This is a genomic window from Arthrobacter sp. 05L45_2 (assembly GCF_056397525.1).
This window is the reverse complement of the sequence record NZ_JBFTNO010000010.1, coordinates 1-13,423: the sequence shown is the minus strand read 5'-3', so window position 1 is coordinate 13,423 and position 13,423 is coordinate 1. Positions and strand designations below refer to the sequence as shown.

16 protein-coding genes are annotated in these 13,423 nt (G+C 68.9%); 5 read left to right on the top strand and 11 right to left on the bottom strand.

Going from position 1 to position 13,423, the window contains the following annotated elements; all coding sequences use genetic code 11:
- Positions 1–1,062 carry a phenylalanine--tRNA ligase subunit alpha gene (pheS, locus tag AC1DHD_RS01845; RefSeq protein ID WP_476878049.1) on the bottom strand — a complete coding sequence of 354 codons (1,062 nt, stop codon included), beginning with the start codon at positions 1,060–1,062 and terminating at the stop codon, positions 1–3.
- A 208-nt stretch (positions 1,063–1,270) separates the two neighbouring features.
- Here pheS and AC1DHD_RS01840 point away from each other — a divergent pair, with 208 nt between their 5' ends.
- Together AC1DHD_RS01840 and AC1DHD_RS01835 are read left to right on the top strand one after the other, a co-directional pair.
- Positions 1,271–1,741 (top strand): hypothetical protein, encoded by a 471-nt coding sequence (locus AC1DHD_RS01840; RefSeq protein ID WP_476878048.1) that lies wholly within the window; start codon positions 1,271–1,273, stop codon positions 1,739–1,741.
- A 1-nt stretch (position 1,742) separates the two neighbouring features.
- Positions 1,743–2,381 carry an SIMPL domain-containing protein gene (locus AC1DHD_RS01835; protein WP_476878047.1) on the top strand — a complete coding sequence of 213 codons (639 nt, stop codon included), beginning with the start codon at positions 1,743–1,745 and terminating at the stop codon, positions 2,379–2,381.
- Here the strand turns inward: AC1DHD_RS01835 and pcp are convergent, their stop codons facing one another.
- A complete protein-coding gene (gene pcp / locus AC1DHD_RS01830; protein ID WP_476878046.1) occupies positions 2,382–3,023 on the bottom strand; it encodes a pyroglutamyl-peptidase I in 642 nt (213 codons plus the stop codon).
- 92 nt (positions 3,024–3,115) lie between these two features.
- Here pcp and AC1DHD_RS01825 point away from each other — a divergent pair, with 92 nt between their 5' ends.
- Positions 3,116–4,282, top strand: coding sequence for an Rv2578c family radical SAM protein (locus tag AC1DHD_RS01825; RefSeq protein ID WP_476878045.1), 1,167 nt, complete (start codon positions 3,116–3,118; stop codon positions 4,280–4,282).
- Positions 4,283–4,310: 28 nt separating this feature from the next.
- Here AC1DHD_RS01825 and AC1DHD_RS01820 read toward each other — a convergent pair whose 3' ends face one another.
- The 4 genes from AC1DHD_RS01820 to AC1DHD_RS01805 are packed head-to-tail and all read right to left on the bottom strand — an operon-like array spanning position 4,311 to position 7,692.
- Positions 4,311–5,684 carry an NAD(P)(+) transhydrogenase (Re/Si-specific) subunit beta gene (locus AC1DHD_RS01820; RefSeq protein WP_476878044.1) on the bottom strand — a complete coding sequence of 458 codons (1,374 nt, stop codon included), beginning with the start codon at positions 5,682–5,684 and terminating at the stop codon, positions 4,311–4,313.
- The gene (locus AC1DHD_RS01815; protein WP_476878043.1) at positions 5,681–6,049 is read right to left on the bottom strand and encodes an NAD(P) transhydrogenase subunit alpha part 2; all 369 of its coding nucleotides are present in this window, start codon (positions 6,047–6,049) and stop codon (positions 5,681–5,683) included. Before AC1DHD_RS01815 ends, AC1DHD_RS01820 begins: the two co-directional genes overlap by 4 nt.
- Positions 6,049–7,206 carry a Re/Si-specific NAD(P)(+) transhydrogenase subunit alpha gene (locus AC1DHD_RS01810; RefSeq protein WP_476878042.1) on the bottom strand — a complete coding sequence of 386 codons (1,158 nt, stop codon included), beginning with the start codon at positions 7,204–7,206 and terminating at the stop codon, positions 6,049–6,051. The genes AC1DHD_RS01815 and AC1DHD_RS01810 overlap by 1 nt, the downstream gene beginning before the upstream one ends.
- 42 nt (positions 7,207–7,248) lie before the next feature.
- The gene (locus AC1DHD_RS01805) at positions 7,249–7,692 is read right to left on the bottom strand and encodes a (deoxy)nucleoside triphosphate pyrophosphohydrolase (protein WP_476878041.1); all 444 of its coding nucleotides are present in this window, start codon (positions 7,690–7,692) and stop codon (positions 7,249–7,251) included.
- Positions 7,693–7,866: 174 nt separating this feature from the next.
- Here AC1DHD_RS01805 and AC1DHD_RS01800 point away from each other — a divergent pair, with 174 nt between their 5' ends.
- Positions 7,867–9,075 carry an MFS transporter gene (locus tag AC1DHD_RS01800; protein WP_476878040.1) on the top strand — a complete coding sequence of 403 codons (1,209 nt, stop codon included), beginning with the start codon at positions 7,867–7,869 and terminating at the stop codon, positions 9,073–9,075.
- A gap of 53 nt (positions 9,076–9,128) precedes the next feature.
- On the opposite strand, the gene AC1DHD_RS01795 is transcribed toward AC1DHD_RS01800, so the two are convergent.
- Positions 9,129–10,049, bottom strand: a complete 921-nt coding sequence (locus AC1DHD_RS01795; RefSeq protein WP_476878039.1) for a cation diffusion facilitator family transporter — start codon at positions 10,047–10,049, stop codon at positions 9,129–9,131.
- Positions 10,050–10,279: 230 nt separating this feature from the next.
- Here AC1DHD_RS01795 and AC1DHD_RS01790 point away from each other — a divergent pair, with 230 nt between their 5' ends.
- Entirely contained in the window at positions 10,280–10,546 is a 267-nt protein-coding gene (locus tag AC1DHD_RS01790; RefSeq protein WP_476878038.1) for a GlsB/YeaQ/YmgE family stress response membrane protein, read from the top strand.
- Positions 10,547–10,673: 127 nt separating this feature from the next.
- On the opposite strand, the gene AC1DHD_RS01785 is transcribed toward AC1DHD_RS01790, so the two are convergent.
- The 4 genes from AC1DHD_RS01785 to infC all read right to left on the bottom strand — a co-directional run.
- Positions 10,674–11,573: a TrmH family RNA methyltransferase gene (locus tag AC1DHD_RS01785; RefSeq protein WP_476878037.1), complete on the bottom strand. Its 900-nt coding sequence runs from the start codon at positions 11,571–11,573 to the stop codon at positions 10,674–10,676.
- A gap of 64 nt (positions 11,574–11,637) precedes the next feature.
- The gene (rplT, locus tag AC1DHD_RS01780; RefSeq protein WP_476878036.1) at positions 11,638–12,108 is read right to left on the bottom strand and encodes a 50S ribosomal protein L20; all 471 of its coding nucleotides are present in this window, start codon (positions 12,106–12,108) and stop codon (positions 11,638–11,640) included.
- 119 nt (positions 12,109–12,227) lie between these two features.
- Positions 12,228–12,422, bottom strand: coding sequence for a 50S ribosomal protein L35 (gene rpmI, locus AC1DHD_RS01775; protein WP_009358635.1), 195 nt, complete (start codon positions 12,420–12,422; stop codon positions 12,228–12,230).
- Between the two features lie 115 nt (positions 12,423–12,537).
- On the bottom strand, positions 12,538–13,423 hold an 886-nt coding region (gene infC / locus AC1DHD_RS01770), incomplete at its 5' end, for a translation initiation factor IF-3 (RefSeq protein WP_476878035.1).

Here is a 13,423-nt window from a genome sequence, read left to right as displayed (position 1 = left end):
TTAGATCTCCATCCCGAAGTGCTCGCTGAAACGTACATCGCCTTCGATCATGTCGCGCATGTCGCCGACCTCGTTGCGGAACATGAGGGTACGCTCGATGCCCATGCCGAAGGCAAAACCTGAATAAATGTCCGGATCGATGCCGGCGGCGCGCAGCACGTTGGGGTTGACCATGCCGCAGCCGCCCCACTCGATCCAGCGCGGACCACCCTTGGCGCCTGGGTGCCAGATGTCGAGCTCCGCGGACGGCTCGGTGAAGGGGAAGTAGTTGGGGCGAAGCCKGATCTGGGCTTCCTCGCCGAACATCTGGCGGGCGAAGTGCTCCAGCGTGCCTCGCAGGTCCGCCATGGACAGCTTCTTGTCGATGGCCAGGCCTTCGAACTGGTGGAAGACCGGGGTGTGGGTGGCGTCGAGTTCGTCGGTGCGGAAGACCTTGCCGGGGCACAGGACGTAGATGGGCACCTCGCGTTCCAGCATGGACCGGACCTGGACCGGGGAGGTGTGGGTGCGCATCAGCAGGTGGGCCTCGGGCGGCTCCACGAAGAAGGTGTCCTGCATTTCGCGGGCAGGGTGGTCCGGCTTGAAGTTCAGCGCGTCGAAGTTGAACCATTCGGACTCGACCTCGGGGCCCTCGGCGATTTCCCAGCCCATGCCGACGAAGATGTCCGCAACGCGGTCCTGCAGGGTCGAGAGCGGGTGGCGGGCGCCGGCACGACGGCGGCGCGGGGCGGCGGTGACGTCCACGGTCTCCTCGACCAGGATCCGGGCGTCGTTCTCGGCCTCGAGTTCCACGGTGCGGTCCGCGAGCGCCTTGTTGACGCGTCCGCGGGAAACTCCCATCAGTTTGCCGGCGGCGGCCTTCTGGTCCTTGGGCAGTGCACCGATTTCGCGGTTGGCCAGGCTCAGCGCGGATTTTTCCCCGGTGTGGGCCAGCCGCACGGCCTTGAGTTCGTCGAGCGTCGAGGCAGCGGCGATGGCGGCGACGGCTTGGTCTACGGCGGCGGTGATGGCGGCTTCGTCCAGAGGGTTCGGGACGGCTGCGCCCGGCAAAGTTTCAGTCATCTACTGTTCTTAGCTACGAGTCGGGTGATGCCGGGAACGGACGCAGCAGCACGCGCGCATCCGTCGTCGGCACTGGGCAGGGACAGGGCAGGGCTCGCCGCAAACTTCCCGGCGGGCGCTCCTGTCCAGTCTAGATGAACGCATCCGGGGGCCCGAACGTGACGGACGGGCCCTCCTGGCGGCAGGGCTCCCCCGCTAGCATGGCCTCATGACGTCCGGACAGCGGCTGCGGCAGGTGGCCAATGTGTTGAATGCGACGACTCCGCTGGGGTTGCTGCTGGCGGCCTGCGCCCGGACCCGGCTCCGCCGAGGCCCCCGCGGACTCATCATCGCCACGGGCTACCGCTGGCCCCTGCCGGCCGCGGCGGCGTTCACCGTGGGCAACGTGGTGCTCTTCCGCGCAGGAGCGGCCGAGGCACTGAACAACACCGTGCTGCTGGGCCACGAGGAGCGGCACAGCACCCAATACGCCTGGTGCCTGGGCGTTCCGTTCCTGCCCTTGTACTTCCTGGCGGCCGGCTGGTCCGTGTGGAGGACCGGCAACCCGGGGTCGGCGAACGTCTTTGAGCGGAACGCCGGGCTCCAGGCCGGCGGCTACCCGCCGCCCACTCCCCGACACCCCTCCCGGAGGCCGCCACGGCACTCCGGTACCACAGCCTCCGGGCGGATTGAGGCCTAGCATGACGGAAACTCCCAGGACCATCACGGTGACGGGCACCGGTGCCGCGGAAGCGGCCCCGGACCTGCTGACGCTTTCCCTCGGCGTCGAATGCCGCCGCCCCGGGGTGGAGGCCGCCTACGGGGAGGCCGCCAGAGCGTCCGCCGCCGTGACGGCAGCGCTTCGCGGGCAGAATGTGCCCGGCGCGGACATCACCACAACAGGGCTGAACGTCCGGGCCGAGGTCAGCTGGCAGGAGGGCCGGGGCCAGCTTGTCTCCGGGTATCTGGCCACGAGTAGCCTCAGTGTCCGGCTCCGGGTAATGGCCGACGCCTCCCGCATCATCGCCGCGGCGGTGGCCGCCGGCGGGGACGACGTACGCCTCAACGGCCTGGAGCTGGGGTTCGCCGACCCTGCCGGGGTGGAAGCCCGGGCCCGGGAGGCGGCGTGGCACGATGCCGTGACAACCGCCGGGCACTTCGCCGCCCTGGCTGGAGCCCGGCTGGGCCGCGCCCTGTCGGTGACCCGACAGCCGGGCCACGCCGGCCCGATCCCGCTGGCCGGGATCCAGCGGGCCGTCGCGTCGGAGGTATTGACGGTCGAGGCGGGCGGCGCCGAGGTCACCGCCGCCGTCGACGTCGTGTGGGAACTGCTGGAGTAATCAGTGGGTCGCGCCGGCAGCGATCCTGAGATCCGCCGTCGTCGCCAGTGCTGTCCGGACGACGACGGCGAGCGCCTGCGCCATCTGTTCCAGCGGCAGCGAGGCGAACCCGCTCCCGGCCGGCACCTGGTCCGGGCCGTACGGGACATGGACGAAGCCGCCGCGGATGGCGGGGCTCAGCCGCAGGCTGTGCATCAGGCCGTAAAAGACGTGATTGCACACATACGTGCCGGCGGTCTGCGAGACCTCGGCAGGAATCCCCGCACCGGCGAGCGCCGCCACGGCCGCCTTCAGCGGAAGGGTGCTGAAGTAGGCCGCAGGGGCACCGGGAACCACCGGTTCGTCCACGGGCGCGTGGCCCGCATTGTCCGGAATCCGTGCGTCGTCGCAGTTGATCGCAATCCGCTCCAGCGAGATCCGGGCCCGGCCGCCGGCCTGTCCCGCGCAGACCACGAGTTCCGGACGGTACTGCGCCAGCGCCTCGTCGAGGACCGTGAGCGCCTCCCCGAACACGCAGGGCAGTTCGACGGCCACGGCGTCGTGTCCGTCGGCTCTGAGCAGCTCCGCCGCGTGGTGCGCCGCGGTCCAGGACGGGTTGGTGGTTTCGCCGCCGAAGGGTTCAAAGCCGGTCAGGAGGATCATGCGCCCAGCCTAGCAACGCACTGCCGGCCGCAACGCAGAATCCTGGTGCCGCAGTCCTTGACTTAACTTCGAACATATATTCGAATGTACTCATGAGATGGGACGCGCAAGCACTGAAGCCCGCCGGACCAGCCACCGGAGAACCAGCTGACCCGTCAGGCACCGGGCCCGGGCGCGGTCCGGCGCAGGCCGCTCCCGCGCTGCTCCCGCTGGCCGGACTGGTCCGGTCCGTCTCCACCCCCGAGTTTGCCGGGGTCACTTTCCATGAGGTCACTGCCAAATCGGTGCTCAACAAGGTGGTCGCCGGTTCCCGTATGCCCTTCGACTGGACCGTCAATCCCTACCGTGGCTGCAGCCACGCCTGCGTCTACTGCTTCGCCCGCAAGAGCCACACGTACCTGGACTTCGACGCCGGCCTGGACTTYGACAGCCAGGTGGTRGTSAARATCAACGCMGCSGARGTSCTGCGCAARGAAYTSGCCAAGSCMTCCTGGCAGCGCCASCACGTAGCCCTGGGCACCAACACGGACCCGTACCAGCGCGCCGAGGGCCGCTACCGGCTGATGCCCGGGATCATCGGCGCCCTGGCCGACTCCGGCACTCCGCTGTCCATCCTCACCAAAGGTACGTTGCTGTCCCGCGACATCCCGCTGCTCAAGCATGCCGCCGCCCAGGTCCCCGTAGGCGTGGGAATATCGCTGGCCATGACCGACGAGACGCTGTCCGAAGCCGTGGAACCTGGGACCCCCGGCCCGCGGGCGCGGCTGAAACTGGTCTCCCGCCTGCGGGAGGCCGGCCTTCCCTGCGGCGTGATGGCCATGCCGATCCTGCCCTGGCTCTCCGACTCCGACGAGGCCTTGGATTCACTCTTCGGCTCGCTGGCGGCGGCCGGCGCTACCGGTGTCACGGCCGGCGCCCTTTACCTCAAACCAGGCACCCGCGAATGGTTTATGCAGTGGATCGCCCGCGAACATCCCCAGCTCGCCGGCAGGTACCGCCGCCTCTACGGCACCGGCTCCTACGCGTCGAAGGAATACCGGGAGTGGCTGGCCGGGCGCATCCGGTATTTCAAGTCCCGGCACGGTTTCCTGGGGTCCTCCGGGTTCAGCCACCGCGACCTCAACGTCGACCCCCGGGACGAGGAAGCCCAGTACCCGGCAGGGAGCATCCCGGAGCCGGTAACCGCGGCCGGAGCCGCGACCGGAGCCGCGGCCGGGAATCCGGCTGGCACCTCGGCCGGGCAGGCCACGCTGTTCTGAGACCCGGTCCGCGCTTGGGTCCTGCCGGCTAGAGGATCTTGACTGCGCCGAGGACCTTGGACAATGAATCCTTGGCGTCGCCGAACAACAGTGTGGTTTTGGGATCGTGCAGGAGCTCGTTTTCGATGCCTGCAAATCCCGGGCGCATCGAGCGTTTGAGGAATACCACCTGTTGCGCCTGCACCACCTCAAGGATCGGCATTCCATAGATCGGTGACCCCGGGGAGGACTTCGCCGCAGGGTTGACGACGTCGTTGGCGCCCACCACCAGTGCGATGTCCGTGTTGGCGAATTCGGGGTTGACCTCGTCGAGTTCCCGCAGTGATTCGTACGGCACGTTGGCTTCGGCCAGCAGCACGTTCATGTGCCCGGGCATCCTCCCGGCCACCGGATGGATGGCGAACACCACGTCCACTCCCCTGGCGGCCAGGGCTGTGGCGAGCTCGGCCACCGTGTGCTGGCCCTGGGCCACCGCCAGTCCGTAGCCCGGGACGATCACGACACGTTGGGCGTACCCGAGCTGAACGGCCACATCCTCCGCCGAGGAGGAGCGCACCGGCTGGTCGCTCAGGGCCGTGGATCCCGCCGTCGAGCCGCCGCGGAAGGCGCCGAACATGATCCCCGTAACACCGCGGCCCATGGCGGAGGCCATCACCTTGGTCAGGATGGTGCCGCTGGCCCCCACAAGGGTCCCGGCGACGAGCAGCAGCACATTGCCCAGCACCACCCCGGACGCGGCGACGGCGAGGCCGGTGAACGCGTTGAGCAGCGAAATTACGATCGGCACGTCGGCGCCCCCGACCGGGAGTACCAGTAGGAGCCCGGCTGCCAGGCCCAGGACCAGCAGTACGCCGGCCCAGCCGGGCGAACCGGTCAGCACCACGAGGGCGCCGGCCGTCAGGGCACCGGCCAGGACAAGGACCATCACGGCGGGCATCCCCGGGAAGAGCAGCGGGCGGGTGCTGATCAGTTCCTGCAGCTTCCCCACAGTCACGGCCGATCCGGCGAAGGACACCGCCCCGACAAGGAGGGTGAAGACCACGGCGAGGCGGACCCAGGGGTCGTCGCTGTGACCGAGTTCCAGTACGGCGACCAGGGCAGCCGCTCCGCCGCCCACCCCGTTGAACAGGGCCACCAGTTGCGGCATCTGGGTCATCTGCACCCGCCGTGCCACGGGAACGGCGAGGGCGGTGCCCACGGCGATGGCGGCGAGGATCAGCGGTATGTTCTCCAGCCGCCCGGAGAGGAACACGGTCACCAGCGCCACCACCGCCCCGGCGGCCCCGATCGCGTTGCCGCGGCGGGCGGTCTTCGGCGAGCTAAGGCCTTTCAGCGCGAGAATGAAGCACACGGCGGCCACCAGGTACAGCAGCGCGGTCCACCCCGGGGCGAGAATGCTCATCGCCGGCCCTCCCCCGGGTCGCCGGCGACGGTCCCGGCCCCGGTCCGGGCTCCGGGCGGAGCTCCGGACGGATCCGCGGGAGGGGCCGTTTTCCGCGGGCCGAACATTTCCAGCATCCGGTCGGTGACCACAAAGCCGCCCACCAGGTTGGCGGTGGCCAGGACCACCGCCAGCAGGGCGACGGCCAGCAGCCAGGGCTCCCCCGCCTGGCCGGCGACGATGACCGCGCCGACCAGGATGATGCCGTGGATGGCGTTGGCGCCGGACATCAGCGGGGTGTGCAGCTTACTGGTGACTTTGGAGACCACTTCGAAGCCGACAAAGACGGCGAGCACCACCACGGTGAGCAACGTGACTGCGTCCATTAGTTCAGTGCCTCCATCGCTGCCGCGGTGCCGGCGTGGCGGACGGCGCCGCCGTGGGTCAGGCACGCGCCGGCGACGACGTCGTCGTCGAAGTCCGGGACCACCTTCCCGTCCGTGGTCATCAGGGCCAGCAAATTGGCCACGTTCTTGGCGTACAGCCGGGACGCGTCCGAGGCGACGGCGGAGGCCGCGTCCTGCATTCCCACCAGTGTCACGGTCCCGCCCGGGACGGGAACCAGGACGTCCCGGCCGGCGATGACGCCCTCCACGTTCCCGCCGGACTCGGCGGCGAGGTCCACCACCACGGATCCCGCCTTCATCGCGGCGACCATAGCGGCGGTGACCAGCAGCGGCGCCGGCCGGCCAGGGATCGCCGCGGTGGTGATGAGCACATCCGCTGCGGCGACGTGCGGCGCCAGCAGGGCCCGCTGCCGGTCGGCCCGGTCTTCGGCGAGCTCGCGGGCGTATCCGCCGGTGCCCTCGGCGGGGGTGTCCGCGGCCCGGGCGTCGAGCTCCAGGTTGATAAAGGTGCCGCCCATCGATGCGACCTCGTCGGCTGACGCGGCCCGGATGTCGTTGGCGGAGACCCGGGCGCCAAGGCGTTTCGCGGTGCCGATCGCCTGGAGCCCCGCAACGCCGGCGCCCAGGACCAGCACCCGGGCCGGCGGGATGGTCCCCGCAGCGGTCATGTAGAGGGGGAAAAACCTCGGGTAGCGCAGGGCCGCCTCCAGCACGGCGCGGTAGCCGGCGACTAGGGACTGCGAACTCAGGGCGTCCATGGACTGTGCACGGGAAATCCGCGGCACGAGTTCGAGGGCGAAGGACGTCACCCCCGCGGCGGCAAGGGCCCCCACCGTCTGCAGCTCCGAGGCCGGGGACGCGAAGCCGACGGTGACGGTCCCGGCGCGCAGCTCCGCGGCGGTCTCGGGCGAAAGCGGACGGACGTGCAGCAGGACATCTAGGGCCGCCAGCGGCAGCGCCGGGGTCAGGACCGCACCGGCCGCCTCGTAGTCGGCGTCGTTATACCCGGCGGCGGTGCCGGCCCCGCATTCCACCAGCACCGACAGGCCAAGACCCGTCAGCTGCCGCACTGTCTCGGGGGTGGCCGCAACCCTGCGTTCCCCGGCACGCTGTTCCCGTCTGACCCCGACCTGCACGCCCAGCTCCTCTCGGTTCGCCCCAGCGTAGACATACAGGTGTCAGTTTGGCGAGGGTTCGGCCGCGGCGGCGGCCAGGAGTGCCTCCACAATGGGAAGGTCGGCCGGGATCCAGGGCAGCCGCAGGACTTCGTCCGGGTTGGCCAGGGCCACCCACCGCAGTTCGTCGTGGTCCTCCAGGGGCTCCGGCGTGCCCGCCGCCAGCTCGGCAAACCAGACCCGCATCACGGCCCGTTCGTTGAGCGGCCAGCCGGACGGTGCCGCGGCGGCCAGCTCCGGCCCCAGCCGGACCTCCACCCCGAGTTCTTCCTTCAGTTCCCGGTGCAGCGCGCGTTCCGGGGTTTCGCCGGGGTCCACTTTGCCGCCGGGGAACTCCCACATGCCGGCGAACTGTGGCGGCGCCGTCCGCCGGGCCACCAGGAGGTTCCGGGGGGACGCAAGGGAATCGACCACTGCCCCGCCGACGACGTTGATGAGTTCAGTCACGTCCACCAGTCTAGGGGCGCCGCAGGTGCCCTGCCGGGGGAGAATGGTGGAGACCCGGCGTCCGGCGCTGGAATACCGGGGCAGGTCCCCCGCGTTCCCTGCACAGAGACCCCACCGAATTACGACGCCGCCTTCTCCGGGCCCCGGCCCGGACAATTCCCGAAAAGCAGACGGATGACAACCACCCAAGACTCCCCCGCGACGCCCAAAACCGGCACGCGCCACCTGACCCTCGCCATCCTTGCCCTCGCCATGGGCGGATTCGGCATCGGCACCACCGAGTTCACCATGATGGGCCTGCTCAAGGAGGTGGAACGGGGGCTGGACATCGGCACCCCGGAAGCCGGGCACCTGATCTCCGCCTACGCCCTGGGTGTGGTGGTCGGCGCCCCGGTCCTGGCCGCCGTCGGCGCCAAAATGCCGCGCAAATACCTCGCGCTCGGGCTCATGCTGTTCTTCAGCCTGGCCAACCTCAGCTCCTTTATCGCCCCGGACTACGGCACCATGCTGGTGTCCCGCTTCGCCGCGGGCCTGCCGCACGGTGCGTTCTTCGGCGTCGCGGCGGTCATTGCCTCATCCCTGGTCGCCCCGACCCGGCGGGGCTGGGCCATCTCGATGGTGATGGCGGGCCTGACCGTCTCCAATGTCATCGGTGTGCCCTTCGGGACCTGGCTGGGGCAGTCCTTTGGCTGGCGGCTGCTCTTCCTGCTGGTCGGCGTCATTGGGATCGCCACGATGGTGATGCTCTGGAAGTTCGTTCCCTACCAGGAGCCCCACGCGGATGCCAGCATCCGGCGGGAGCTCGGGGCACTCAAGCGGCTGCAGGTCTGGCTCGCGGTGCTGATCGGCGTCGTCGGCTTCGGCGGCTTCTTCGCCACCTACACGTACATTGCCCACACCATGACCTCCGTGGCCGGCATCCCCGCGGAATGGCTGCCCCTGGTGGTGGCCTTGTATGGGGTGGGCATGGTGGTGGGCAACATCGTCGGCGGACGCATCGCGGACCGGTCCGTGATGGGCACCATCTATTGGGTCCTGCCCGGCGTGGCCGTGGCCCTGGTGGTGTACGCCGTGGCGGTGCACTGGCCGTGGTCGGCGTTTGTGATGGTCTTTGTGGTCGGCGGCGCCGGCTCCATGCTCGTCCCGGCGCTGCAGACAAGGCTCCTTGACGCCTCGCCCGACGCACCGTCGCTGGCGTCCTCCCTGAACCACGCGGCCCTGAACGTGGCCAACGCCCTCGGCGCGTTTCTCGGTGGCCTGGTCATCGCCTGGGGCTGGGGCTACGTGGCACCGGCCCTCGTGGGTGCCGTGCTGGCCATCCTGGGACTCGGCGTCGCACTGCTCAGCGGCGCGGTGGAACGCAAGAGGCCGCTGGTCCAGTAGCCGCACGGCGGTACTGGACAGCGGCCCCCGGCAGCGCAGGACTCTGCCCGGACTTAACCGGCGGTAACCCGCTCGACGTCCGGTTCGAGGTAGATCACCCGCGCGGTGGGGACGGACGCGCGGATCCGGGCCTCGGCCGCGTCGATCGCCGCGGCGATGTCCCGGCCGGAGTCCGCGGCACCGATGCTGATCTTGGCTGCTACCAACAGCTCCTCCGGACCCAGGTGCATGGTCTTGATGTGGATGATGCGGGTGCCGTCGGATTCGATGGCCTCGCGGATCTTGGCGACGTCGGTGCGCGTGGCGGACTCCCCCAGCAGCAGGGACTTGGTTTCCACGGCCAGCACGGCGGCGATCGCCACCAGCAGCAGGCCGATCATGCCGGTGCCCAGCGCGTCCCAGATGCCGTTCCCGGTGGCCAGGGTCAGTCCGACGCCGAACAGCGCGAATACCAGGCCCAGCAGGGCGCCGAAGTCCTCCAGCAGAATGACGGGCAGCTCGGGCTGTTTGGCGTTGCGGATGAAGTGGATCCAGCTCTGCTTGCCCCGCAGCGGGTTGGATTCCTTGATGGCGGTCCGGAACGAGAACGACTCCGCGATGATGGCGCCCACCAGCACAGCCAGCGGGACCCACCAGAAGTCCCCTTCGATGCCGTGCGGGTGCTGGATCTTGCCCCACGCCTCATAGAGGGCGAACAGGCCGCCCACGGAGAAGAGCACAATCGAGACGATGAACGCGTAGATGTAGCGTTCCCGGCCGTAGCCGAACGGGTGCTCCGGGCTGGCTTCCTTCTTGGCCCGTTTCCCGCCGACCAGCAACAGCAGCTGGTTCCCCGAATCCGCGAGCGAGTGGATGGCCTCCGCGAGCATCGATGAGGACAGCGTCAGGACGAACGCAATGAATTTGAGGACGGCAATTGTCAGGTTCGCGGCAAGGGCCGCGATAATCGCCTTGGTACCGCCGTTTGCAGCCAAGAGAACGTCTCCTTTGGAGGGGTTTGTCAGGATGATCCGGGACGCCGCGCGGCGCCCGCTTCCGCAAGGAATACCGTACCCGTTCCGGGCCCGCTGACGCGCCACGGCGGGGCCGGAAGAGCTACGTAACGATTGAGTGTGATGTTACTGACACCGGCATCGCGCTGTGTTAGCTTGAAGCCATATTCGGGATTCCTAAGGTGAATGCCGACGAATATGTAGGAGGAGAAATGGGCTTTCTAGGCTGGATCATTCTCGGACTCATTGTAGGTGCAATCGTTAAGGCAGTCATGCCTGGCAGGGTCGGCGGCGGCTGGGTCACCAGCCTCGTGCTCGGCGTCGTCGGAGCCATTGTCGGCGGCTGGATCGGGGACCTGCTGTTCGGCGGCGGCAAGATGGAATTCTGGAATCTCGGTTCCTGGCTCCTTGCCATTGTCGGCGGCCTCGTCGTAGCCGGAATCTACGGTGCCATCACGGGCCGCAACAAGACCACCTAATTCATCCAACCATGGTCCCGGCAGCTCCGGGATAGTGAAAGTACGACGGCGGCGGGTCCCACCGGTTGGTGGGGCCCGCCGCCGTCGTTAACAGCCGCCCTCGTTAAGAGGAGGTCAAGTCCTCGGCTCAGGCGACCGGCTGCTGGGAGCGGGCGCTGGCGTAGAGGCACACGGTGGCCGCGGTGCCCAGGTTCAGGCTTTCCGCCGCACCGTAGACCGGCACGGCCACCCGGTGGTCGGCCAGGGCAAGTTCGGCCTCGGAGAGTCCCTGGGCCTCGTTGCCGAACAGCCACGCGGTGGGCTGCTCCAGGGAGTACCGGGATTCGGCGTCGGAGGCACCGAGCCGCCGGGCCGCGTTCTCGTCCTGCAGGGTGTCCAGGTTCAGCTGGCCCTGGCCGTCGGCCGCGAGGATCCCGATGCCGCGTTCCTTGCAACGGGCCACGAGCTCCTCGATGTCGGCGCCCAGCACCACCGGCAGGTGGAAGAGGGACCCTGCCGTCGAGCGCACGGCCTTGGGGTTATAGATGTCCACGCTGGAGGCGGTGAGGATGACGGCGTCGGCGCCGGCCGCGTCCGCGGCCCGGAGCACGGTGCCGGCATTGCCGGGGTCGCGGACCTGGCAGAGGACCGCCAGCAGTTGCGGGCCGGCGTCCAGGACGGCGTCCAGGTCCACGTCCAGGGTGCCGCAGACGGCCAGGATGCCCTGCGGGGTGACCGTGTCAGCCATGGCCGCCAGGACTTCGTCGGTGGCCAGATAGGCGGCAGTGCCCTCCGCGAGGGTCTCCAGTTCCGGGTGCCGGTCCAGGCATGCCTCGCTTGCGTAGACCTCGTAGACCAGACCGGGCTCCCCCGCGGCGACCCGCTTCTGGTGCAGGGCCAGGGCCTCGCGGACAGCCTGCGGGCCTTCCACCAGGAACTCGTTGCGCTTTAAACGGGCCGGGCGCCCGGCAAGCTGTGCCACCTTCCTCACCCGATCGGCTCGGGGATTGGAGAGTGGGAAGTCTTGCGGGCGCCCGGTTTCGTTCATATAAGAACCTTAGTTGCTTTCGCAGCCGGTTCTTGAACGCGCTGTCTTTCGACGGCGGCAGGAACTACTTTGCGGCCTCGGCGTCAGCCTTCTTGGCGGCAGGCTTCTTCGCGGGGGCCTTCTTGGCGGCCTTCGGGGCAGAAGCGGCTTCGACCTGGACGGCCGGAGCGGAGGTGTCGGCGGGGAGCGAGTCCTTGGCGACCTTGACCAGCGCGGCGAAGGCGTTGGCGTCGGAGACGGCCAGCTCGGCCAGCATACGGCGGTCAACCTCGACCTCAGCGGCCTTCAGGCCCTGGATCAGACGGTTGTAGGTCAGGCCGTTGGCGCGGGACGCAGCGTTGATGCGCTGGATCCACAGGCGGCGGAAGTCGCCCTTCTTCTTCTTGCGGTCGCCGTAGCTGTACACAAACGAGTGCAGCAGCTGCTCTTTAGCCTTGCGGTACAGGCGCGAACGCTGTCCACGGTAGCCCTTTGCGCGTTCGAGGATAACCCGGCGCTTCTTGTGGGCGTTTACCGCCCTCTTCACACGTGCCACGTGCGTACTCCTTCAGAATTCTGATCCCAAGCGTCTACTGCCGGAGGTCCCGGCTGGCCTGAGAAGCCTTTTTGGTAGTGGACCGCTGCCAGGTGGCAACAGGTCCGAGAACTTGGAACTTAGATGCCGAGCATCTTCCGGATGACCTTGGCGTCGCCCTTGAAGACGATCTTGTCGCCGGCGAGGCGACGGGTCAGCCGGGAGGACTTGTGCTCGAGGTAGTGGCGGCGGTTGGCCTGCTGGCGGCGCAGCTTGCCGCTACCGGTCAGCTTGAAGCGCTTCTTAGCACCGCTGTGGGTCTTCATCTTCGGCATGGGAACCGATCTCCTAACGTATCCGCAGAGGGGGTCTGCAGTCTTTCGTGCAGCCGCCCCTGCGGGCGGCGTGCTGGTTGCTTGCTGCCTGACATTACTGTCCGGCAGCCGTGAACTAGTTGGTCTTCTTGCTGCTCGGCTTCGGGGCGGCCTTGGGGGCCGCCGGCCGTGCTGCGGGCTTGGGCGCCGCGGGCCGGGCGACCGGCTTCGGTGCCGCAGCCGGCTTCGGTGCAGGCTTGTCGGCAGCCGGCGTTGCCGCCGCGGCCGGGGCCTTGGGGGCTGCAGGCGCCTTCGGTGCCGCCGCCTTGGGGGCGGCAGGCTCCTTGGTCACCGCGGGCTTCGCGGCGGCTTTGGGCGCTGCCTTCGGAGCAGCCGCCTTGGGGGCCTTGGGGGCCTCCTGCTTCGGCTCGTCCTGGGCCGGGGTTTCGACTGCCGGAGCCTTCTCGGCTGCGGCTTCCTCGGCCTTGGGCGCGTCAGCCTTGGGGGCTTCGGGCTCGGCCTTGGGGGCTTCGGCCGCCGGAGCGTCCGTCGCCGGAGCCGTCGCGGCTGCCTCGGTCTCGGACGCCTCGGTCCGGACCTGGTAGCCCTCCGGAAGAAGGTCGGCGAGCGACTGGGTCAGGGGCGCTTCTCCACCTGAAGTGTCAACGCGGCCCGATGCCTTGGCTTCATTTTCGGCCTTGGCCTCTGCGCGCTGCGTTGCACGGCGGGCCTCAGCCTTGGCTTCAGCCTTGTTCTTCAGCGGACCCACCACCATGACCATGTTGCGGCCATCGATGCGCGGGCTGGACTCCACGACGCCGACTTCGGCGACGTCGTCGGCGAAGCGCTGGAGCAGACGGATGCCCATTTCGGGGCGCTGCTGCTCGCGGCCGCGGAACTGGATCATGGCCTTGACCTTGTCACCGGCGCCGAGGAAGCGGAGCGCGTGGCCGCGCTTCGTCTCGTAGTCGTGGGTGTCGATCTTGAGGCGGAAACGGATTTCCTTCAGGACCGTGTTGGTC